Genomic DNA, 22,521 nt, shown 5'->3' with positions numbered 1-22,521 from the left:
CGATGCAACTCCTGCTCCTCCACCTTGACGATGCGCTTGAGTTGCAGCCCGACTTCATCCGCGCCTGCCTGAATGCGGGCGCGGGTGAGATACAGGCCGACAATGAGGGGCGGGCGATAAGGCTTTGGGGCAAGAACCCCGATCTGTCTGCCGTCCGGACCAAGCTCGCGCGCAGGATGCTGCGCGGGAGAAAGGATGCACATTTGTGTTTCATGGGGTCCGGTGATTTTCATCACGTCACCGCGCTGCTGCTCGACGTCGCCCTCGAAAAGGACGGAAGCCCGGCCACGGTGATCCACTTCGACAACCATCCCGATTGGGTTCATTTCAAGGATGGCATCCATTGCGGCTCATGGGTCAACAGGGCGTTGGAGCATTCCCAGGTCCGCAAGGTCATCACTGTCGGTGTGTGCAGCGACGATCTGAAGAAGCCGGAATGGAAGGGAGCAAATCTTTCGCTGCTGAAACAAGGCACGCTTGAGCTCTATCCCTACGACCATCCGCCGAGCCGGGTTAAAAAGGAATACGGATCCGGGTCGAGCTACCGGCAGCATTCCGGCTCGCTCTGCTGGAACACCATTGCCGCTATCGGCGAGCAAAATTTCATCGATCGTCTCTTGTCGCGGATAGAAACGGAAGCAGTCTATCTGACGATCGACAAGGATGTGCTGGCTCGCGAGGATGCCGTGACGAACTGGGATCAGGGGAGCATGAGGCTGCCATACCTCCTGACGCTCATAAGCGAGATCGGCTGTCGCCACCGCATCGTCGGTGCAGACGTCACCGGCGACTATTCATTCCCGGCCTATGCGGGCGGGTTATGGACAACGCTTTTGAAACACGCCGAGATTCTCCTGGATCAACCCCGGCGGCCTCCGGATCCGCGCTTGGCGACCAATATCAACATCGCAGGCAATCACGCCCTTCTGGAAGTTCTTGCGCAGGCCATGCCATGAGCGGCACCCTGACCCTGTCAATGCTGGCGCTGATCGGTTTTTGCATTCTTGCGGAAATGGCGCGTGAAGTCTGCTTCAAACAGGCCGCCAACGCTTCGACGCTTCGCCAGGCATTGGTGAAACCCGCCACCTGGGTGGGAATTGTCTTTTGGGCGGTGGAGCTTTTCGCGTGGATGATGGTGCTCGAACACGTGCCGCTATCCATCGCCTTTCCAATGATGGCGCTGAGCTATGTCGTCATCGTTGTCGCCGGAGCCTGCATTTTTAAGGAACACGTCAATCTGCGTCACGCGGCTGGAGTTCTTCTCATCACTGCCGGCGTGACGTGCGTTGGAGCAACAGGACTATGAAACTCTTCACTCACACGAAATGGGATGCCGCGCCCGTCACTGCGGCAATCGCTCACCTATTCTTCAATATTTACCTCATCGCCGGATTTCATAGCCGCCCGCTGTGGCTGTCCGTTGTTCTGGGATGCGTTTACGCCATCTCGATCTCGTGGAATATCAACAGCATCTCCCACAATTTCATTCACACTCCCTATTTTGCCGCGCGCCCGCTGAACTATGCCTTCAGCCTGCTGGAATCCATCACGATCGGTTTTTCGCAGACCTACTACCACTGGATCCACATGCGTCATCATTCGGGCAACAGTGACAAGCCGAATGAAAAGGGTGAAACGGTCGATTGGTTGTCCATTTACAGACACGGGAAAAATGGGGAGCCGGAAAACGTTTGGAGCTACACGTTCCTGAGTTTCTTTCGCGACGATATCGGCGATATTCATAAGGGCGTTGCCCGCACCCGGCCGTTCGATGCGAAATGGGGCCGCTTCGAGCTTTACGCGTTCTTCGGCGCGGTCGGTCTGGCGTTGATCTATGACTGGCGGGCTGTCCTGTTTTTCGTGCCATTCTATTATTTTGGCAATTGCCTGTCGTCGTTGAACGGCTATTACGAACATCTTCACGGCGATCCGGAGGAACCGATAGCCTGGGGTGTCAGCAGCCATAATCGTTTTTACAACTGGCTGTGGTTCGGCAATGGCTATCATGCCGAGCATCATTATCGTCCGCGCACGCATTGGACGAAACTCCGCTCCTTCCACGAACAGATCGCGGACCAGCAGGAAGAAGCTGGTGTTCACGTGATCAGCACGTGTCACGCGCTCGGGTTCATGGCCAAGGAAAACCGCGAGTTGGAAATCCTGAATGCAGATCGCTGACCCTTTTGGATATTTCATGGAAGGCACCAACGGCAAAGGTGTCCTCCTTGTGCACGGGCTGACCGGCGCACCTGCGGAAATGCGGCTTGTGGCGCGACAGCTGCATCGCAGGGGGTATACGGTTTATGCACCGCTTCTCGCTGGTCATGGTGGTGATGTGCGAAAGCTGCGACGCACGTCCTGGCAGAACTGGCTGGAAAGCGTTGAGCAGGCGGCGGAGCAACTGACCACCTATACGAATGAGACATTTGCTGCCGGCATCTGCGTTGGCGGCAAGCTGGCGCTTCTGGCCGCGCATGAGCAGCCCGGAATGCTCAAAGCTGTGGCGATTTACTCTCCGTGTTTCCTCTATGACGGCTGGAATGTGCCGTTCTATTACCCGCTGCTGTCACGCAATATCACCTGGCTGGCGCATGTTCCTTTTCTGGACCGCCTGAATTTCAGTGAAACTTCGGCGCTTGGCGTCAAAGACCAGCGTATGCGCCGGATGATGGAAAACATGTCCAAAGAGGGCATCATCGAGAAATTCCCCGGCAAAGGCCTGGTCGAGATGTACCGTCTGGGGAGAGCCCTCAAACGTGAACTGCCGCATATGTCAACGCCCACGCTGATTCTGCATTCGAGGGAGGACGACCTCAGCAGCCCCGCCCATGCCAGCTATATCAGCCACCATATTGGAGCGCCAAACGAACTGCGCTGGATCGACGACAGCTACCACATGATCCATCTTGACCGTCAACACAGGCAAGTCGCCGATCTGACTGCCGATTATTTTGGAACGAGCCATGCTTCAGACCATCTCTGAATCAACGCTCACCGGAATAGAGTTGCCGGCCGAACACAACCCGCTCATACAGACGCGCGTTGTGAATTCGATCCGGGAAGTCGGTAGGCAGGCGTGGAACGCCTGTTTCGAAGATGAGGTCGAAGATTTCGATTGCCTTCTCGCAATCGAAGAGGCCGGGATCGAAGGTTTCGCCTGGCGCTATGTAACGGTAGTTGAAAACGGGACCGTAATCGCCGCCATGCCGGCGTTCATTACCAGTTACCAGCTTGAGACGACGTTGGAAGAAGGACCTGTGCGCCGTTTCATTCGTCGGATGCGAGGCTTCTTTCCCGGTTTCCTCACATTGAAACTCGCGTGTCTCGGCTCCCCGTGCACGGAAACGGGCAAGCCCGGCTTTTGTGCCGACGTCCCTCCGGAACGCCAGCCCGAACTGTTGGCGCGACTTATTGCCGGGCTCGAGAAGCACGCGGACGATAACGGCTGTTCCCTGCGGGGCGTCAAGGATGTTCCTGAGCCTTGTGCGTCGGCGTTCGCGCCGGTATTCGAACGATCCGGTTTCGCTTCCATTCCCGGGCTGCCGACGGCTTGTCTCGATATCGATTTTGACTCGATCGAAAGCTATCTGAGCCGCTTGTCCTCCGGAACCCGCAAGGACATGCGCCGGAAACTGAAATCGTTTGGTCGCATCAGGATCGAGACACGAACCGAGCTTGCAGACCTCATGCCGCGCGTCATGGCTCTTTATAATGAGACACGAAGCCGGAGCGAATGGCAGTTCGAAGCTCTCACCGCTGGATATTTTGCCGGCATTCTCGACCGTATGTCCGGGAAGTCATTCTGCACTTTGTATTTTGCAAATGAGAAGCTGCTGGCAGCCAATATTCTCGTCCACAACGAAACGACCGTCATCGACAAGTTCTTCTGCATGGACGCAGAGGAGGGCCGCGCCTACGATCTTTATTATCTGAGCTGGTTCGCCAATCTGCGTTATTGCATCGACCACCGCATTGCCCGCTATCAGAGCGGCCAGGCCTATTACGAAAACAAACTGCGGCTCGGCAGCAGGCTCACTGCAAACACAATGTATTTCAAGCATCGGAACAAGGGCGCCCAATGGCTGCTAAGGCTTGTATCGCCCATGTTTGGCGTGGATGAGCCTCGTGGAGGCGCTTCATGAACGGCCAGCGACTTTCCTGGTTCGCCATTCCGGTGCTGAACACGTTGTTTCAGATTTTCATCAAGCTTGCTGCCGATGCGGCGAGTGGTCATGCCAGTGGCTGGTTTTCCGGATCGCTTGCATCGCCCTGGTTCCTTGCGGCCGTTGCAGTCGAAATCGCGTGCTTCCTGATCTGGATGCAGGTCCTGTCGGAGCTCGATCTGAGCAAGGCGTTTCCGCTTTCTGCTTTAAGTTACGTGTTGGTTCTCCTGTCGAGCTGGCTTTATTTCCGGGAGCAGATCACCGCGCTTCAGTTGATTGGAAGCGCGCTCATACTTGGTGGCGTGTGGCTGATCGGGACGGCGTCCGGACACGGCAGCCAACGGCAAAGCACGCATGAAATCAAGTTTCCGCCAGTCACGACAAATGCGAGCCAGACGATGAAATGACCAGACATTTCCTTTTTCAAGACGATACCTCGGGCAAGGGTTCAATTCCAGAGGCACTTGCCGATCGTGCGCTGCATGCCGCACTTGTTCGCATCGTCACCACGGGCCGTCTGACTGTCACGACTGCCAAGGGCAAAAGATTGTCTTTTGGAGATGGCGCCGGACCCGCGGTGTCGGTCAGGTTTACCGACAGTCGGGCACAGTGGGCCCTTTTGGCCGACGCAGATATGAGGCTTGGCGAGCTTTTCATGGATGGCCGTTTTGTCGTCGAGGAGGGCTCCGTCTATGACTTTATCGCGCTGCTGTTGCGAGAAGCCCAGAACAGCACCCATCCTTGGCCAGCGCGCTTCATAGACGCTCTGCGCGCGAGATTCCGAAAGCTGAAGCAGCCTAATTTGCCCGGCCGATCGAAGCGGAACGTTGCACATCATTACGATCTCGACGGACGGCTGTACGAGCTGTTCCTTGACGCGGACCGTCAATATTCCTGCGCCTATTTCGAACACCCCGATCAATCGCTTGAGGAAGCACAACTGGCAAAGAAGCGGCATTTGGCGGCCAAACTCGTGCTCGAACCGCATCAGCGCGTTCTGGATATAGGCTGCGGTTGGGGCGGTCTTGCGCGGCATATTGGTGCAAGGCTGACGAAGGGTGAAGTACTGGGCATAACCCTGTCCGAAGAACAGCTGGCATACGCACGATCATCGTTGGATCAGGGAGACGGCCGCGTCTCATTCGAGCTGCAGGATTACCGCCACCTGAAAGGCCGATTCGACAGAATCGTATCGGTCGGCATGTTCGAACATGTTGGCGCCGCGTCATACGCGACATTCTTCAAAACATGCGCAAGACTTCTTGATGACGATGGCGTCATGGTTCTCCACACGATCGGCTGTTCCTCTACGCCGGGCTTCACCACACCGTGGCTGAACAGGTACATTTTCCCGGGAGGTTACATTCCTTCATTGTCCGAAATTGTTCCCCACATCGAGAAGGCGGGAATGATGGTAACCGACGTGGAGGTGCTGAGGCTCCACTATGCCTCAACGCTCCAAATTTGGCGCGAGCGTTTTATGGCGAAGCGGGAGGCGGCGAAAGCGCTTTATGACGAACGATTCTGCCGGATGTGGGAGTTTTATCTGGCTGCTGCCGAGGCAGCATTCCGATACGAGGATCTTGTCGTGTTCCAGATTCAGATAGCCAAGCGCAACACTGCTGTTCCCATAACGAGGAATTACATTCGCGACGACGAGCTAGAGCAACTTCCGACCAAATAGACGAGTTCTGCCGGAGGGAATTCGTGGACAAGGTCGAGGGGTTTGGCGAGGCCGATGCCTTTCCATCGGACGAAGCTAAAGCCCGATGGATTTGGCCCGAATTCACCCGGCCCCTTCGGGTTTCCGGCTGGCGGCCAACCACTTTGTCAGGCGGCTTCGTCCGATGGAAAAGCATCGACCTAGCCACCTTCCGCGTGGATTGTCTCGCCATCCGAGAAACAGAACTGCGTTTATTTGATCGGAAGTTGCTCTAAATGCGACGAGGAATCTTCAGGCGCTTTTCCCGGCACCGTGACGCAGAATCAAAATCCGATGTGGAAGGACCGGCTGAGCACAATGCCGATCGTATTCTGGTTCGGCGATCCAATATCGGTAACGATCGGGCTGTCGGCAGCATCTCCGACCAGCCTGTCGAATTTGTCGTAGACCAGCAGGCTCGTTTTGGAATTGATCTGATAGGTTGCGCCAACGACGAAGCCGACGGATTTGAAGCCGGCATCCGGTGAGAACGCGCTCAGGCTGCCGTTGTCGAGCGCTTCGGCAGGACTTACGCCGAAACTGTTTTCCATATATGTCGCGTCAGCGAACGAGGCCCGGGGACCTGCCGAGAGCAGAAACTTGTCGCCAAGAGGCTGGAACCAATCGACCGCAAAATCCGCGACGAAACCGTCATCGCTCTGAACGCCCTGGCGGGCTTCGGCTCTTACTCGCAGGCGGTTGTCGAGCAGCCAGTATTGTGCAAAAGCGCCTACATCGACGCTCCAGTCGATTTCGTGCACGCCGTGGACATCTGAATGCGAACGGCTGCCCCTGATGTTGGCGGCAGGTCCAAGCTCGACCCCGCCAAGCTCGATCAGGGAAAAGTCGATACTGTCGTCCGGAGCGCTCAAACCCGCGGGTTCGTTGGCTCGGCGGATATCGAAATTGGGTACGAAGGTAAAGTCGTTGCTTCCCGACCCCTCAAACGTCGGCCCGTATTCGGTTCCGGCGCCCAAGGTTACAATCCAGCCCGGGTTGTCTTCAACGGTCGGGGTCGCCGGCTTATCCGCAGCGATCGACGCGGTGGCAGACGAGAGTGTCGCCATAAGAGCGAGCTGCAATGCTTTCGGGAGCCGCCCCCCGACGCGCGCTCGATCAAGCGTCATGATACTTTCCCCATCCGGCATGCTGTGCCCCCACGAATTTGCATCCGACTAGCCTCTAGTGTCACTAACTGGCGAACGCGTCAAGATAACGTGCTTCTTCAGTCATCGCAAAGTCCAGCGCAGATCTTCGCAAAAAACGCCTGTCCGATACCACAAAAAGCTGGACTAGTCGCTGGCAGGGGCCACGGCGCGAGCGAGAGACTTGAGGACAGTTGTATAGAGGTAACTCATACTCCGGGCAGTCGTGGCCGTGATATGGTCAGAATCCTTATACAAGGGCAAGCCATCACGCATGCTGTCACAGCGGCCATTGTTGCAAATCGCCGGAAGCGCATCGATCGTTATCGCCCCGTATTTCGCAGCGTATTCACCAAGCATATTCCGGGAGGCAGCTTGTCTTTCCGTAGTGTAGGCCCATGACGGTGCGATATCAGTAGATGTACCCCTGGTCGCCGCTTTGGCGAGTGCCTCCGGCATATAATGCCCCATCTCCGGCACATCCATCACAAGCACGACTTGCGTGCCCTGCCGTTTAAGGTCCGCGAGGATGTGGTCCAGAGCGGCGGCTATGGGTGCGGAGCCGTCCTCAAGCGGCGGGCGGACAGTAGGATCAAAATACAGCCCTTGATTGGGTAGCTCGGAGCGGAGGACGTATTTTGGCCAGTAGGCAATCATGAAGACCAACGGTATGCGCTTGCGAACGATGAGGTCCCGCACTGCCGCATTGTAGTCGACGCAGCGCGCGGTATCTTTTTCGTTTTTCAGTTCCACATTGGGAAGCGGCGGACACGAACCCCGTCCGGCAAAAATACCGCTGACACCCGCTTTGGTTGCTGCAAGATCAATTGCCGGTGCCATTGCACCGGAGTGGGAGTCGCCCCAGACGAGGAAATTGGCATCGTGGGTCCCGGGAATGCCCAGATGGCAAAGATTGCCGGATTGGACGTCAGAGAGAGATGGTCCGGCTCCGCTGATGTCCTGGAAACATTCAGGGCTGGAAAATCGGCTCATGTCGTAGGTGGCGCTGTAAATTTTCTGGGCGACCGGAGTTAGGCGGTCAGGAAGCCCGGCCTCGGTAACGACATAATTGCCGAAAACCACGACCGACGTGATGACCACTGCTGCAGCGGCAAAAACGGGCTTACGGGACACCATGCTCGGGTGTCCGCGAAAGGGGCGCTCGATGAAACGCCATGAAAACACGGCGACAACGAATGAACCGCCCAGGAGCAGGGCGCTTTGTGTGAAAGAAAGATTCTGCCCGCTAAGGTAGCGCGTAAAGACGATGAGGGGCCAGTGCCAGAGATAGAGCGAATAGGAAATGAGGCCTATGAATACTATCGGTGTCGATTTCAGCAGTAACCCGGCAGGGCCGTGCGCTGCTCGTCCGTGGATGATCAGCGCGGCCCCGATGCAGGGAACGAGCGCGGCCAGACCTGGAAACGAAGTGCTGTCGTTATAGATGAAGACCGCAAAACCGATCAGGATAATTCCGAGAGTGGCCAGGATTTCGCCGACAATCTGCTGCTTGGGCCGCGGCACGATATCCAAAGCGAGCAAGGCCCCGAGAAGCAGTTCCCAGCCGCGGTACGGCGACAGGTAAAACGCCTCGACCGGCCTTTGCTGAACGGCCCAGATGCTCGCGCCAAGCGACGCCACAAACAACACAATCAGAGCCGGCACTATCCATTTTCGGCCAATTCTGCTGAGCAGGAGGAGCGCCAGGGGAAAGACGATATAGAATTGTTCTTCAATAGCGAGCGACCATGTGTGCAACAACGGCTTCAGCTGGGCGCTTAGATCGAAATATCCGCTCTCCCTGTTGAGCTGGATGTTGGAGGTGAAATAAGCCGCCGCCTTCGCGCTGCGGGCGAAGTTTTCGAATTCGACCGGCATGAAATACAACCATGCCATCACCGCCGACGCTGCGATCATTGCGAAAAGCGCCGGAAAAATGCGGCGGATGCGGCTCTCGTAAAATCGCAAAAGGCTGAAATCGCCCTGGTCGATTCCTCCGATGATCCGGAGGGCCATCAGATAACCGGAAATGACGAAGAAGACGTCGACGCCGACGAACCCGCCGTGAAATCCCGATATGCCAGCGTGATACAGAACGACAGGCAGAATCGCGATCGCCCTGAGGCCATCGATGTCACGCCGATAAGCCGATTTGCCATTGGGCTGTGCGGACGCAGCTTGCAGAAGAGTCCTGTCCCCGAGTATCGATGCCAAATTCAATGTGTTCTCTTGAGATGCGAATAGCATCGAAATGCATGGTTACACGTCAGTATCATAGCGATAGCGCTCGAAATAACTAACAGAGCAGCGACCGCAGTGCACGCGACGTCGGACTTTTTCACAACTTACTCCCTAGGTTGAGAGTAAGTTCAATTAATGGCAGGACATTGCGGGCGCCTTGCCCGCCCTTGCAAATCAGTGAGCTAGACCTTGTGGCCGGGGTTTCCGCAGTCGAAACAACGCTTTATCGGCGGACCTTTTTCTTCGCGGCCCGGTACGTGCTCTCTGCGAGGATGAGGATACAGCCGGCTAGCAGCAGGATACCGCCGGCGAATCCAGACAATCCCACAAATTCCACAGCGGCTGCGATGAGGCCGATCAAGACTATCGACCAGAGCGCGAGAGCGCCATCGTCGATGAACATGCCGATCAGTTCTTGTATGGTGGTGCGGAGGATGTTCATCAGGCGACTACCTTTACGTTGGAGCTGTAATAGCCGCGCAGCATGCGCACAGCGACAAAGGAGAAAATAGCGAGGACGGCAAGGATCGCGATTAGGGAAAGATCGGCGCCCGGCCAATCGGCACCAAGACCTTCACCGGTCCAGAACACGCCAAACGCCGTGAGCAGAAGGCCAACCACAAATTTCAAGGTGTTTTCCGGCACCTGCGACAGGGGCTTGTGCACGACGAGGCCGATGATCAACACCAGAAGGCAGGCTATCGCCGCGCCAAGCGCAGCATAGCCGAGCATGCCGCGCCCCGCGCCAACGGCGATGACGATGAATACCACTTCGATACCTTCGAGCAGCACCGCCTTGAACGCAGCGGTTCCAGCGATGAAGTCAGCGCGGCGCTCGGCCGCCTGGCGTTTGAGCTGATCGGTTTCCTTGGCAAAGGCCTCTGCCTCGTCGTGAAGAGCAATGAAGCCTGATGCGCGCAGAATGGCTTTGCGCAGCCAGCGCATGCCAAACAGGATCAGCAGCGTTCCGATGACGAATTGCAGGAGCTCGACCGGGATCAGGCCAAGAAGCGGACCGAGGATGACGATCAGGGCGGCCAGCACGATGAGGGCGAGACCGGTACCGATGAAGGCGGGCCGCCAGCTGCGGGAAACTCCGACGGCAAGGATGATGGTAAAGGCTTCGACGACTTCGACGAAGGAGCCGAGAAAGGCTGCCGTCATGGTCGATACGATGGTCGTGATGTTGGTCATGAAGGTTATCCGTTTAGGCAGAATGGAACAAAGACTACTCGATAAAAGGTCAAGATTCAGGCGGTCAAGACGGTACGGCGTTCGGGTGGCAAGGAAAACTCGACGCGGTGCCGTTGATCTCCCGCTTCGGCCAATCGACCCGGACAATATCCTGGCCAACCTTGAGTTGCATCCACCGGCCTCACAATGCAGGACGGCGGTTAAAGCTGCTCGACTATGGGGCGGACTGTGAAGGGTCCTCATTCCAAGACACCACTGGCTTATGTTGCGACGACGTTGGTTGAAAGATCGGTTGCCGGTTCATTGATATTTTCAAAATAATTATGGTTGCTCTTTGTGCGAAGGTACTTTCTGGTTGCAGATAATTAGAAATCGCAAATAGTCAGCTGTAGACAGTTTTGCTCGTTTCGGCCTTCGGCCAGGGATATGCCATTGAACACACGGATTGATCCGCATCTGAAGGTTATCCTCATCGGAGGCTCGTCCAATGTCGGGAAATCAAGGGTGGCGCGCGCATTGGCAGAAAAAATTGGCTGGCGCTGTGTTTCGACCGACAGCCTTGCCAAGCACCCGGGCAGGCCATGGCGCCAGACAAACAAGAAAGTACCCGACCACGTTGCGGAACACTATCTGAGTTTAAAAGCCAACGAACTGCTTGAATCCGTCATTCTGCATCACCGAAAGATGTCGCCGCTCGTCGCAGAACTGGTCAGGGTAACGGTGAACGACGCAGGCTTGGGAAAATTGGTGCTCGAGGGATCGGCACTTTGGCCTTTCATCACGAGCGGACACCGTCTGAAGGAAGTTGGAGCTGTCTGGCTAACTGCCAGCCCTGACGCCTTGCGCTCGCGGATTTACGAAGGAAGTGGTTTCCTGACTGCCAACGAACAAAACCGTGGAATGATATCAAGATTTCTCGAACGCACGCTGTTATTCGATCGAAAGACCGCCGCACTTGTCAGCGAGCACGGCTGCAGGGTCCTTAATGTTGACGAGTACAAAACGACCGAGGAACTGATTGGCGGTATGGTGGATTGCCTCAAGGCACCTCCGGCGCGCTGAGCGCATACCTGCTCCTGCAAATCATCGGGCTCTCCTTGATGGTTTCGATGGTGCGGATACCCTTCAAAATTGGCAGGTGCTCTAGCATAACGGTTTGTCGTCGCCTAAATATAATTCTGTCTCCGGAACCGAACGAATCTGCGGTTGCGTCCTGTTCCGCCAAGCCGATAACCCAGTGGAATGATTATGACCGAAGAAACTTTGAAGGAACCAAATCTTCAAGAATCGCGGGCCGGAAAAGTTGAGCAGGCATTCGGGACAACTGGAATTGCGCCATTGGCGCGCCCCAGCAGGACCACGCGCTTTTTCATGGGTATCGTCTCCTGGGCAGAGAAGCTCAATCTCAAATACGCAAAATTTGGCAACCCTCCCGTCTATGACAATGCGACCTTTCCGTGGTCACGCGAGTTAGAAAAGGCATGGCCGGACATTCGCATTGAACTCGACCGCGTCCTCCTCCGTCAAAGCGAATTGCCGGCATTTCAGGATATCTCAACGGACGTCAAAACAATCTCGACGGATAGGGAATGGAAGACCTTTTTTTTGGTCGGATTCGGCGTGAAGTCCAAACAGAATATTCGCGCATGCCCCAAAACGTGGCAGGCAGTGCAGAAGATTCCCCACCTGAAGACAGCTATGTTTTCGATCTTCGAACCCGGCAAACATTTGCCTGCTCATCGAGGACCTTACAACGGAGTATTGCGCCTTCATCTTGGTTTGATCGTGCCAGAGCCGCACGACAAGCTCGCCATCCGGGTCAAAGACCAGATCTGTCATTGGCAAGAGGGTAAAGCCCTGATCTTCGATGACGCCTACGAGCACGAAGCCTGGAACCACACGGATAAGACGCGCGTCGTCCTATTCATCGACTTCGTGAAGCCGTTGAAATTCCCCGCCAGCTTCATCAACTGGACGCTTATGAACCTGGCGATCTTCACGCCGTTCATCCGTGAAGGCCTCGGCAATCACAAGGAATGGGAAAAACGCTTCTATGCCGAAGCCGAGACCCTGCGAAATCAATCCGACTGATCCGCAGGGGTTACGGGGTCATGAACGCTCTGTGTCGATCTTGACCTTGACCACATCGCCTGGCAGCAGCGTGGTCCCTTCTTCAGCGGCCGTCTCCTCGGTTTTTCCATTTGAATTCCGGACAATGCTGTATTGCATGATAGGAGCGTCTTCGCGGTTGCCGCTACCCATTGCAGCCGGCGCATTGACAAGCGCCTCGGTCATCAGGTTTTTGTTCATTTGAAGCTTGAGATTGCTTTCATCGAGCGCGGCCTGCGTCGCCTGGATCTCGGTTGCCAATTCCGACTTGCGCTCATTATCAAGGTCGGTCTCATTTTGGGTCGATTTACTGATTTCCTGCTTGGCACGCAACGAGGCGGTATCAAGATCCAGAAGTTTGCCTTCCATGTCGGCGACCGAGGTTTGCAACCCGAGGAGGCGTGAGTTCACAACAAGTCCCTGATCCGCCAGACCGCCAATGCTGGTAAGCTGCTTGCGGGTCAGATCCAACTGCCGGTTCTGCACGCCCATTTTCTTTTCAAGCGAACTGATTTCGTTCGTATAGAGCGTCTTGAGGTCGTTCAGCCCATTGATCTGGAGATCGAGTGAATTCTTCCTCGACAGCATGATTGCGGCTTCATCGTCGATCAATCTCTTGGCGTTGGATTTCTCGATCAACTCATCCGGGGCTTTGATTTCCTGAACATTGGCCAATTCGGCCTGCAGCCTTGCGAGCTTCACCACCGCCCGGTCGTGCTGGGCTACGATGACATCATAATCGCCGCGCGCATTGAAGTAATCCCGCTCGAAACGCTGCCCGGCCGTCCGCGGCATCCCGCCGGCAAGGCTTACGGCCTTAAGAACGGTCATTTCAGGCTCGAATGCATATTTTCCTGGCGTTTGCACGTCGCCTGAGACGAAAATCGGCCGAAACTCGGATATCTCGACGGAAGCTTCCGGGAGGTCGACCAGGCCCAATTTCTGCCGGAGATTCTTGGAGATCTCCTTGGCGATCTCGGATGTGGTCTTGCCGCCGGCGGCTATTTCACCCGCGAAGGGAAGAGACAAGGTGCCCGAAGGTCCAACCCTGTAATCACCTGTGATCGTGGGCCACTCGCGGAAAGTACCTTCTGCAGTCTGCCATTCGATCACGCGTATAGTGACCTTGTCCATCGGGCCCAACGCGTAATCCGCAGCCTTGGCGGCTGGGGCGTACAGCATCATAAGGAGAAGCACGCAACCGAAAAGATACCGGAGCGTCGCAAGGGCGAAGCTGCCTGGCTTGGCAAGACATATATTAGACGGGGAAATCGGGTCCATTTCCAACAAACACTCCTGTAAAAATTAATCGAGATCCGGTGCGGCCGTTACGCCCTACTCTCAGCAAAGCCACCCGGTCCAAGCCTCATCAGCAGGATCCGCGTGACATGTATACGGCGGGAATGATCTTGAGAATGATCACAATATCCTTCCGAAAAGGCCAATTTCAACGGAATGCTTGTCCAAAACAAGGCGTTCGTCAAAGGTAATACCGCTGCCCTTGTACATCCGCCCTATGCCAGTCAGCCGGGACGGACGCGAATGATGGCTTAAACGATAACATAAAAATTGTGCGTTGCAACAGAACGTCGTATAAAGCACGTGAGCTCTGGGCGGTATATTGGCTGCATATTTTTGTCTCTATCGCCGAATGATCGTGCATTTGCAGGAATTTTGTGTAATTTGTGATGTTAATTTCGCTCGTTCAAACCAAGAGCATCATTAAATAAGCTTATATAGTTGGCTGACTATAAATAATTGTATCGCTATGTAGACCATTAGATGGATTGTGTTGCGTCGCGATATTGTGTTAATTTTTTTTGCTGCACTGCAATATCGTTTGAGAGTTTGTTGGGTTTACTGATTTTTACGTGGAGACGGGACGTGCTACGGCCGTCCGTTCGCGTTGTATGCTGTATTCGCGAGTCACAATACTCGATCGCGCCAAAAGTGCAGACAAAATAGTGGTTACAACGAAGGAAAACTGTTATATTGCGGTTTAAATCGGCCGGGTTGGTTTAATATAAACTCAATGGGTTTCGTATACTCAAGTCGGCAGTCAAAAAAGAATATTCATGTGCGTGCATTAGCGCTTATGAGGGGGGATAAAAATGCAAAGAAGCAATATTTCAGCTTTTCTCCGAACAAAGAACGGGAGCTAAGCATTATGAGATTTCCAAATTTTTTAATTGGAATGTTCGGCGTCCTTATCGCGTTTGCGATCACGACTTACATGATCACGCAATCTCTGTGGGCCACGATTGTCCAGACGCTGATTTGCGCAGTCGTCATCCAGATAGGATATTTCGCGGCGGTGCTCTTCCTTGTCATGCGTGAGAAACCCCGAACGTCTGAGAAGCCGTCTGGGAACAACGAGGTAGCTGGCGTTACAAATCCGCAGTCGCCGTTTAAATCAATTACGCCGACAGAGACCCACTAAATTGCTCCAGGATTGCCGGTTTGAAGTCTGCCTCTTGCGGGAGGCCGAAATAATTGTATCCTTGTTCCATCTTACCAATTGCACGTGATGCGCGGTTGCCTTGGCAAGCCGGGCCTTCGTGCCAGCAAATGCAACCCGCATGCCGGGTTCGGTAGTGGAACCCCCGAACGAGGGCTTCATGACCGCACAGTCGAGGGCAGGGGCGATTACTGACAATCTGGACAATAGTGTATGTGTGATCGTCGCTGCGAAGAATGCAGCCGATACCATCGCAGCCGCCATATCCTCCGCCTTGGCGGATACATACGTGACAGAAGTGATCGTCGTCGACGATGGCTCGGCTGATGGAACTTCGGAAGCAGCTGCGAAGGCCGATGACGGAAGCGGACGATTGCGTATCATTCGTTTCGAGGTCAACAAGGGACCGTCTTACGCACGTAATCACGCCATTTCATGTTCTTCAGCAGCTCTGATCAGCATTCTCGACGCCGACGATTTCTTTATCCCGGGGCGCTTTTCACATTTGCTGGCAACCGGGGACTGGGATATGGCCGCCGACAATATCGTTTTTGTCGATCAGCGTTGGATGGGCCACCTCGACACACTCGCCATTGAGAAGTTTTCTCCAGAAACCTGGTTTCTCGATCTGACGACATTCGTCGACCGCAATATATCAAGACGCAACAGGCAGCGCGGCGAGCTTGGCTTCCTGAAGCCTGTCATCCGGCGCGAGTTTCTCGATCGACACAACCTGCGTTACAATGAAAAGCTGCGGCTTGGCGAAGATTACGATCTCTACACGAGAGCACTGGCGCTGGATGCGCGTTTCCAAATCATCAACAATTGTGGCTACGGAGCCATTGTACGGGCGGATTCGTTGAGTGGGCAGCACAAGACGGACGATCTCAAGCAGCTCGCCGATGCGGACAAGACACTTTTGGATAGCGGTGTGCTGTCAGGGAGGGCACGGGAGGCCGTCCGCCAGCACGAACGTCATATTCGCTCCAAATTCCACCACCGCCAATTTCTGGACATCAAGTCGCAGAAGGGACTTGCCGCCTCAGCGGCTTATGGTTTGCGCAATCCGTCTGCGGTTTTTCCAATCGCAAGGGGCATCCTGACCGATAAATTCGACGATTTTGTCAGGTTATTCGGGAAAAAGCGGGTCATAACCCAGAATCCGCCCGCTCCACGCTACCTTTTTCCCGGGGCTACAGAATAGGCTGTAAGACAAGTGCTAGCACTTTATGATTATGGTGCATTGCAACAAAAGCAGTGATGCACTAAGCTCCTCTCAAAATCAGAACAGATCGGGGAAAATTGCGAGTGGACGCGGACGGCTGGTTTTGACCAGCTGAACGAACAGAGGACGCATGTATGACTGACTTGCAGACGAGAAAACCTCAGAGCGACAGCCTGGAAATGGTTGCGCGAAATGGCAGTCCGCTTCGGCGGATTGCGGCACGGATCCCGACTTACTGGGCCGACATTCGAGAAAATCCAGCATGGTTCCCTATGTTCCTGCTTGCGCGCACAATGCCGGCCCGCAGGGCACACTGGCTTGGCGCAAAGGCTGTTCAGCGGCAGGAGAATGCCGGACCGAGCATGTTTTCCGGGGTCGATCGCGCGAAGATCGTCGAGACGTTGCGAACATCGGGCTTGTTTTCCGGTCTTGTTCTGCCGGACGCCGTTCACGAAGAGATTTCCCGTTTTGCCCGGCAGACGCCCTGCTTTGGCAATTTCGACCGCCGGCTTGAGTTTTTGCCCGGAGACCATGAGGAAGCCGAACAGAGGTTCAATCGCTCGATACTCAGTGGACACTATTTCGAACGCGCCCTCCAATGTGAAGCGGTCGTCGCGGTGCAACGGGATCCGTTGCTCTTCGACATTGCCGCGCACTATCTTGGCGGCCAGTCAAAACTGATCACGACGCGGATATGGTGGAGCTTTCCGACAAAGTCGGCTTCGCAGGCGGATATGAGTCTCGCTTCACAGGACAAGTATCACTTCGACCTCGACGATTGGCGGATGCTGAAATTCTTCTTCTATCTCACGCCGGTCGACGAAGAGTCCGGGCCCCATATTTATGTCCTGGGTAGCCACAAACGGCGGATACTCAAGCACCAGTTGACGCTTCTCGTTGGACATCCGGCGGACGAGGTCTTGGGCGTCTACGGCGATGAAAGCTCGGTGACGCTTACCGGGGACGCGGGTTTGGGTTTCGCCGAGGATCCTTTCGGATTTCATATGGGAACAGTGGCGCGCCGATCGCCGCGGTTGATGATGGAAGTCGGCTTCGGCGTTTCCCGTCCATCCCGTCGCCGCTTTCACGGAGAGCCGGTTGTTCGCTGATTGGCAACCGTTCACGGTGGTCACAGCAAAAGATTTATCGAAAGTGCGCGGATAGATGGGCCAGCGCTGTCTGGTCGCTATCCGCCAATATCGTTCACATTACGGGATAGAGTTTCATGAAAATCATTGTCGAGAACACGGTCTGCCTGAATACTGGCGACGCGGCAATCCTTCTCGCCATCAGGCACATTCTAAGGACAATCTGGGGCGAAGATTTGCGTTTTCAGGTCTTCGATAGCCAGCCAGAAGTGGCGGCAAGACTTTATCCCGAGAGCGAATATCCGGATCTTGAGTTTCACAAACTCCTGTCGGAATCGGTCTTCAAATACAACTATGATCAAAACGTCCTGAAAAATGCAGTCAAGCCGCTATACAATCGACTTGTGCTCCAGGCGTTGCGACGCTTCGGCAAAAGCGGGCGTATCGATGAGATGATGTTCAGCCAGAGCGACCGCCGTTCGCTCGAGATCTATCGGGACGCCGACCTTGTGATCACGACGGGCGGCACCTATCTCGTCGAGAATTACAACCTCGAAAGACGTCTCAATCAATTCCGGATCGACGCGATTCTCGGCAAGGATCCCGTATTCTTCACCCAGTCGCTGGGGCCCTTCAACAAGGACTACAATCGCCAGGAACTGAAACCCGTCTTCGACCGAAGCCCGCTCATTCTTCTTCGCGATTCCCGGTCCAGGGATCATATTCTCGATCTCGTGGACGATCCGAGCAAATGTCACGTGGTGGCGGATGCCGTGTTTGCGCTTGCCGACACGGACCGGATTGCAGGAATTCTGGCTTCGGGCCAGCCACCCATGACGGGCCGCGTCGCTATTTCCGTTCGGCACTGGAACTACGTGAAGGGCGGTGGAGACGGCATGCGCCGCTATCTTGATTCCATCCGCAACATCGTGACCATTCTGGTGAAGGAACAGGGGAAAGAGGTGACCTTCCTCTCGACTTGCCAGGGTGTGCCGGAATATGCCCATGACGACTCCAAGGCCGCACAGGCGATTGTCGCCGAACTCGACCCTGAGATTGCCAGCCATGTCAGCGTAGACACGTCATTTCATACGCCAGAGCAACTGATGGCGCTTGTGAAAGGGTTCGATTTTGTCGTCGCCACGCGCATGCACATGATGATCATGTCGCTGTGCGTCGGCACACCAGTGCTACCGATCGCCTATGAGTTCAAGACCAAGGAAGTCGCCAAGCGTATCGGTGTTTCGGACGTGCTGCTCGACATCGACACGGTTACGGCGGAAGAGGCGCGCGAAAAGCTCGACAGTTTTACCCAAAATCTGGACCAATACCGCAGAACAACGCTTCAGGCAGTTCTTGACGAACACGCTTCGGCAATGTCGGCGACCGAGCTTCTGAAGCCGCTTCTTGCCGCGCCCTCAGCGGATATTGCTCGCAACCTTGGACCAAGCGGCCAACAGAGCGCTGCGTGACTGGGGAAGAAGAAGCATAAGAGCCAGCGCGATCGCATAGTTTAACAAGACTGCCAAGATGACCGAGAGGAAGGCTGATCGAGCGGTCAGTGACAAGGGAAGCAACCAGTACGCGAGCCAAGAGAGCAAGGACGAAACGATGAAGAGCCCTTGCACCAAAAGGACATCCATAGCGGACACGGGACCGACACGCTGCACGAGCACGGCAAGGACAGGAACCCGAAGGATATAACCGCTGATCGCATAGGCCGCGGCGACGCCGACAGCACCCCAATGCAGGCCGACGATAAAAGAAACGACCGTCGTCACAGAAGAGTACATGCCCCACCGGAACATCGTCTTCGTTCTGTCCTGGCAAATGAAGATCCAGCCTGTCGTGCTTGAAATGGGCTGGATGAGACCGGCAATCCCAAGCCATGCGAAAATCGGAGCGACGGGCAGCCATCTGTCGCCAAAGAGAATCCCGACGACTTGCACCGAGGTAAGGGTTAGCGCAGCGATAGCCGGTACCGTGACGGCAGCAAGGACCCAGTTGGTCTGCATGTAGATATCGCGGAACCGTTTTTTATCGTCCTGGATACGGCTGAGCAGCGGGATCATCAGGCGTGTCAGCGGCTGATTTATGTTCTGTAACGGGAACAGCAGGAGCTTGTAGGCGCGGTCGTAATAGCCGAGTTCGACAACGCCCGAAAATTTGCCGATCAGGATGTTGTCGAGGTTACGCGAGAAGAAGTTGACGAGGTTGAAGCCCGTCAGATTGGCGCCGAAGGACATGATGTCGCGATCAATCTTGAAAACCGGCTTGTCCGGTCTAAATCGCGCCACCCGCCACGCTGCAAGCAACCCGACTGCTGCCGAGGCTGCCGGGCCAAGAACCAGCGACCAATAGCCCATCCCGGCATAGGCAGCCAACGCTGCCGTCAGAAAGCCGGCGATTGCCGTCACCACATCGTTTATCGCGAGCTGACCGAACTGAAGATGGCGGTTCATCAGGCTGAGCGGCATAGCCGCCAAGCTTCCGAGGAAGAGTGGCAGACCAGCGCCGATCGTGATCCCGACCATGCGCGCATCACCATAATAGGCGGCGACGGCCGGAGAGAGGGCTACAACAACTGCCGTGCTGGCCAAGCCGGCTATGGCGCTCATCCAGAAGACCTGATTGAGTTGCCGCTGACTGATCTCCTTGCGCTGAACGACCGCTTGCTGAAGTCCGAGATTCTGGAAGAGCGCAACGAAGGCCACGATCGGACTGACCGAAGCCACAAGCCCGAAATCTTCGGGGATAAGCAGACGCGCGAGTATGATGACCGAGAAAAACTGGACAGCGATTTTGATGCCTTGGGCTATTACGGTCAAAAGCCCGCCGCGAAGGGCAATTCGACCAAACTGAAGCGGTTCAGCACTCATGCGTTTAACTTCGCTTCGGCCAGACGCGTGATGATCTGCGCGAATTGATCATTCAGAACATCCGCGTTGAAATCCGCTTCGATCTTTCTTCTTGCTGCCAAAGCGATGTGCTCGCACTCCGTTGGATTTCCGGCGATCCATAATAGTTTGCCCGCGAGTGCCCCGATATCCTTTTCGGGCACAAGAAAGCCGGTCTTCTGGTCCTCTATGAGTTCGGGAATCCCCGAATGGTATGTACTGACCACTGTCAATCCTGCAGCCATCGCCTCCATGAGGGATACCGGAATACCCTCCACATCTCCGTCATCCGCGGTTACGCTTGGCAGCAGGAAGACATGGGCTTCTCGCAAGCGTTGTTTGACCTCGCTGTGCGGGCGCGGCCCGAGAAATATCACTCTGTCCGCAATATCCAGTGTTTTAGCGAGTTGCTTCAGGTCGTCGAGCAGCTCGCCGCCGCCTATTATCGTGTAGGACCAATCGAGATGCGGGTTTGAGTTTGAAAGCTCGCCCAACGCGCGCAAGGCAAACTCAATGCCCTTTTTTTCGGTCAAGCGGCAAACCGAAATGAAGTTCAACGTGTCATGTTCCCAAGAGCGCCATGAATATTCGATCTCGTTGATTCGTACGCCCATATGGTGCACGACAACTTTTGTTGCTGACGCGCCGGCGTCCACAAGAGCCTTTCGGAAATAATCGTTCACTGTCAGTTGCAGCGCCCCCTGATCGAACAGGACATTATATTGCCAGAGGGAGTTATCGCGAAGGGGACGGCCGACGTCGCGGCCATGGAATATGGTGACCAGGGGAGCGCCAAGTTTTTTCCGCTTCAACACGCGAGCTACACGTAAACCATTGTTCCCGAAATGGGCGATGATCACATCGAAATCTTGGAGCTTTTGGGAAAAAAGGATGTCGAAAGCCGTGGAAATCTTGTCCCAAAGGATTGTCGGCAATTTTCGCAGGGACGGGCGCAACGGCGCCAAGCCACCCCACCAGCAAACCGTATTGTCAGACAGTGCCTGCCAATTCGGCGTACGACTACCGCCGTGTTGCTTCAGGGTATTCGCGTTGCAGATGACGCCAACCTCAAATCCTCGCTCAAGAAATCCATTTACCTGATCCAAAATGAAAGTCTCGGACAATGATGGGAACTTGTCGACAACAAAACCAACTCTCATTACTGAGCATTCTTTCAATACAATTTTAGAATATTGGCGGCGTTTATCACGCCACCTGTTTGATATTTTGGGTGGCGGCTTGGTCGAGAACGCCGAGGAAGGTCGAAAACTGGCTCTTCGGGTCCATCTGCGGCCGTTCCGAGAATTTCCTTGCCGCTGACGAGAGCCGGTCGTACTCGCTCTTGTCGGTCCAGAGCCTGCGGATCGCGCCGACCCAATCCTTTACCGGCGCGGTATAGTCCAGAATCAGGCCACCCTCGCCAATCGCTTCCGGCAATCCACCACGCCTCGATCCCACGACAGGAATGCCGCTGCAATGCGCTTCCGACGCGACGCGGCCCCATGCCTCCTCCCATTTGCTGGGTGCAAGCAGGATTTTTGTGCGCCCGTAAACTGTCTTCATGTCGCTGGTGCGGCTTTCCAGCCTGATATTCTTGAAGGGTGCGATTGTTTTTTCGATGCTGGCCCGGTGGTCGTCGGCGAGTTTCCAGCTTTCGACAAAGAGAAACGGGATGTCAGGACACTGCTCGGCAATTTGGACGGCGAGCTCAAAACCCTTTTCGTTGTAGGGATTGATGAACGTCACATATTCGCCCGTCGTCGGCGTTCCATACAGCACGGGGTCGATCGTCGGAGGAATGACGGTAGAATCGATTCCGAACTTTTCCTTGTAGGTTCTCGCGGTGAATTCCGAGTTCGCAATGTACAGCGCTGGACCAAGGTCCCGCAGGTCGCCGGCAAGTTCATGGAATTCCACGTTTCTGAGATAGATGACGAGCGGTATGCCCTCAGCCTGTAGCGCTTTACCGATCGGGACCGACTTATGGCACTGAACAACCGCCACATCCGGCCTGAGCCTTTTGACCGCGAAACCAGCCGCCTCCCAGGGAAACCAGGCCCTGACCACAGGATATCCCGGAAAACTGTCGACTGCCGCGCGCTGGCCCATGATTTTCATCTTGGCGCGCGCCTTTAAACCGAACATCCCTTGGCCGAACAAAGCAGCCAAAACCGATGCCTCGTGTCCCTGATTGCGCAATTGTTCGACCAGATGATGGGTACTGGATTGAACGCCACCGCTGAACTGGGGATAGTATCCATTACCGCCCGCAAAAAGAACTTTCATCGCGTGGCTCCTT

General features: G+C 55.2%; 22 protein-coding genes. 14 read left to right on the top strand and 8 right to left on the bottom strand.

Features of this window, described 5'->3' with window-relative positions:
- Positions 1-2 precede the first annotated feature (2 nt).
- The 8 genes from ACSQ3H_RS00355 to ACSQ3H_RS00320 are packed head-to-tail and all read left to right on the top strand — an operon-like array spanning position 3 to position 6,101.
- Positions 3-956, top strand: coding sequence for an arginase family protein (locus tag ACSQ3H_RS00355; RefSeq protein WP_436115198.1), 954 nt, complete (start codon positions 3-5; stop codon positions 954-956).
- Positions 953-1,306, top strand: coding sequence for a permease (locus ACSQ3H_RS00350; RefSeq protein ID WP_436115197.1), 354 nt, complete (start codon positions 953-955; stop codon positions 1,304-1,306). Before ACSQ3H_RS00355 ends, ACSQ3H_RS00350 begins: the two co-directional genes overlap by 4 nt.
- Positions 1,303-2,178: a fatty acid desaturase family protein gene (locus ACSQ3H_RS00345; RefSeq protein WP_436115196.1), complete on the top strand. Its 876-nt coding sequence runs from the start codon at positions 1,303-1,305 to the stop codon at positions 2,176-2,178. The genes ACSQ3H_RS00350 and ACSQ3H_RS00345 overlap by 4 nt, the downstream gene beginning before the upstream one ends.
- A complete protein-coding gene (locus tag ACSQ3H_RS00340) occupies positions 2,165-2,983 on the top strand; it encodes an alpha/beta hydrolase (protein WP_436115195.1) in 819 nt (272 codons plus the stop codon). Before ACSQ3H_RS00345 ends, ACSQ3H_RS00340 begins: the two co-directional genes overlap by 14 nt.
- Positions 2,964-4,142 carry a GNAT family N-acetyltransferase gene (locus ACSQ3H_RS00335; protein ID WP_436115194.1) on the top strand — a complete coding sequence of 393 codons (1,179 nt, stop codon included), beginning with the start codon at positions 2,964-2,966 and terminating at the stop codon, positions 4,140-4,142. The genes ACSQ3H_RS00340 and ACSQ3H_RS00335 overlap by 20 nt, the downstream gene beginning before the upstream one ends.
- Complete coding sequence (locus tag ACSQ3H_RS00330) at positions 4,139-4,570, top strand: EamA family transporter (protein ID WP_436115193.1); 432 nt, start codon at positions 4,139-4,141, stop codon at positions 4,568-4,570. Before ACSQ3H_RS00335 ends, ACSQ3H_RS00330 begins: the two co-directional genes overlap by 4 nt.
- Positions 4,567-5,847 carry a class I SAM-dependent methyltransferase gene (locus ACSQ3H_RS00325; RefSeq protein WP_436115192.1) on the top strand — a complete coding sequence of 427 codons (1,281 nt, stop codon included), beginning with the start codon at positions 4,567-4,569 and terminating at the stop codon, positions 5,845-5,847. Before ACSQ3H_RS00330 ends, ACSQ3H_RS00325 begins: the two co-directional genes overlap by 4 nt.
- Before the next feature lie 23 nt (positions 5,848-5,870).
- On the top strand, positions 5,871-6,101 hold the full coding sequence (locus ACSQ3H_RS00320; RefSeq protein ID WP_436115191.1) for a hypothetical protein: 231 nt from the start codon (positions 5,871-5,873) through the stop codon (positions 6,099-6,101).
- Between the two features lie 48 nt (positions 6,102-6,149).
- Here ACSQ3H_RS00320 and ACSQ3H_RS00315 read toward each other — a convergent pair whose 3' ends face one another.
- The 4 genes from ACSQ3H_RS00315 to ACSQ3H_RS00300 form a co-directional block, all read right to left on the bottom strand.
- The gene (locus ACSQ3H_RS00315) at positions 6,150-6,992 is read right to left on the bottom strand and encodes a MipA/OmpV family protein (protein WP_436115190.1); all 843 of its coding nucleotides are present in this window, start codon (positions 6,990-6,992) and stop codon (positions 6,150-6,152) included.
- A gap of 165 nt (positions 6,993-7,157) precedes the next feature.
- Positions 7,158-9,230 carry an acyltransferase family protein gene (locus ACSQ3H_RS00310; protein ID WP_436115189.1) on the bottom strand — a complete coding sequence of 691 codons (2,073 nt, stop codon included), beginning with the start codon at positions 9,228-9,230 and terminating at the stop codon, positions 7,158-7,160.
- 244 nt (positions 9,231-9,474) lie between these two features.
- Positions 9,475-9,693, bottom strand: coding sequence for a hypothetical protein (locus ACSQ3H_RS00305; RefSeq protein WP_436115188.1), 219 nt, complete (start codon positions 9,691-9,693; stop codon positions 9,475-9,477).
- Complete coding sequence (locus ACSQ3H_RS00300) at positions 9,693-10,445, bottom strand: COG4280 domain-containing protein (RefSeq protein ID WP_436115187.1); 753 nt, start codon at positions 10,443-10,445, stop codon at positions 9,693-9,695. The genes ACSQ3H_RS00305 and ACSQ3H_RS00300 overlap by 1 nt, the downstream gene beginning before the upstream one ends.
- A 432-nt stretch (positions 10,446-10,877) precedes the next feature.
- On the opposite strand from ACSQ3H_RS00300, the gene ACSQ3H_RS00295 reads away from it, so the two are divergent.
- Together ACSQ3H_RS00295 and ACSQ3H_RS00290 are read left to right on the top strand one after the other, a co-directional pair.
- Positions 10,878-11,507 (top strand): hypothetical protein, encoded by a 630-nt coding sequence (locus ACSQ3H_RS00295; RefSeq protein WP_436115186.1) that lies wholly within the window; start codon positions 10,878-10,880, stop codon positions 11,505-11,507.
- Positions 11,508-11,693: 186 nt separating this feature from the next.
- Positions 11,694-12,536, top strand: a complete 843-nt coding sequence (locus tag ACSQ3H_RS00290) for an aspartyl/asparaginyl beta-hydroxylase domain-containing protein (protein WP_436115185.1) — start codon at positions 11,694-11,696, stop codon at positions 12,534-12,536.
- 18 nt (positions 12,537-12,554) lie between these two features.
- Here the strand turns inward: ACSQ3H_RS00290 and ACSQ3H_RS00285 are convergent, their stop codons facing one another.
- Positions 12,555-13,835, bottom strand: coding sequence for a polysaccharide biosynthesis/export family protein (locus tag ACSQ3H_RS00285; protein WP_436115184.1), 1,281 nt, complete (start codon positions 13,833-13,835; stop codon positions 12,555-12,557).
- Between the two features lie 751 nt (positions 13,836-14,586).
- On the opposite strand from ACSQ3H_RS00285, the gene ACSQ3H_RS00280 reads away from it, so the two are divergent.
- The 4 genes from ACSQ3H_RS00280 to ACSQ3H_RS00265 all read left to right on the top strand — a co-directional run bounded on the left by ACSQ3H_RS00280 (position 14,587) and on the right by ACSQ3H_RS00265 (position 18,797).
- Entirely contained in the window at positions 14,587-14,994 is a 408-nt protein-coding gene (locus ACSQ3H_RS00280) for an exopolysaccharide production repressor protein (protein WP_436115183.1), read from the top strand.
- 178 nt (positions 14,995-15,172) lie between these two features.
- Complete coding sequence (locus tag ACSQ3H_RS00275; RefSeq protein WP_436115182.1) at positions 15,173-16,216, top strand: glycosyltransferase family 2 protein; 1,044 nt, start codon at positions 15,173-15,175, stop codon at positions 16,214-16,216.
- A 155-nt stretch (positions 16,217-16,371) separates the two neighbouring features.
- Positions 16,372-17,346, top strand: a complete 975-nt coding sequence (locus tag ACSQ3H_RS00270) for a hypothetical protein (protein WP_436115181.1) — start codon at positions 16,372-16,374, stop codon at positions 17,344-17,346.
- Positions 17,347-17,462: 116 nt separating this feature from the next.
- Positions 17,463-18,797 carry a polysaccharide pyruvyl transferase family protein gene (locus tag ACSQ3H_RS00265; RefSeq protein ID WP_436115180.1) on the top strand — a complete coding sequence of 445 codons (1,335 nt, stop codon included), beginning with the start codon at positions 17,463-17,465 and terminating at the stop codon, positions 18,795-18,797.
- On the opposite strand, the gene ACSQ3H_RS00260 is transcribed toward ACSQ3H_RS00265, so the two are convergent.
- The 3 genes from ACSQ3H_RS00260 to ACSQ3H_RS00250 are packed head-to-tail and all read right to left on the bottom strand — an operon-like array spanning position 18,744 to position 22,508.
- The gene (locus ACSQ3H_RS00260; protein WP_436115179.1) at positions 18,744-20,204 is read right to left on the bottom strand and encodes a lipopolysaccharide biosynthesis protein; all 1,461 of its coding nucleotides are present in this window, start codon (positions 20,202-20,204) and stop codon (positions 18,744-18,746) included. The genes ACSQ3H_RS00265 and ACSQ3H_RS00260 overlap by 54 nt on opposite strands.
- The gene (locus tag ACSQ3H_RS00255) at positions 20,201-21,382 is read right to left on the bottom strand and encodes a glycosyltransferase (RefSeq protein ID WP_436115178.1); all 1,182 of its coding nucleotides are present in this window, start codon (positions 21,380-21,382) and stop codon (positions 20,201-20,203) included. Before ACSQ3H_RS00255 ends, ACSQ3H_RS00260 begins: the two co-directional genes overlap by 4 nt.
- Before the next feature lie 46 nt (positions 21,383-21,428).
- Positions 21,429-22,508: a glycosyltransferase gene (locus tag ACSQ3H_RS00250; protein ID WP_436115177.1), complete on the bottom strand. Its 1,080-nt coding sequence runs from the start codon at positions 22,506-22,508 to the stop codon at positions 21,429-21,431.
- Positions 22,509-22,521: the final 13 nt, after the last annotated feature.

Origin of the sequence: Phyllobacterium sp. LjRoot231 (assembly GCF_964253365.1) — a bacterium.
Classification (GTDB): domain Bacteria; phylum Pseudomonadota; class Alphaproteobacteria; order Rhizobiales; family Rhizobiaceae; genus Phyllobacterium.
This window is presented reverse-complemented; position numbering and strand designations above follow the sequence as displayed.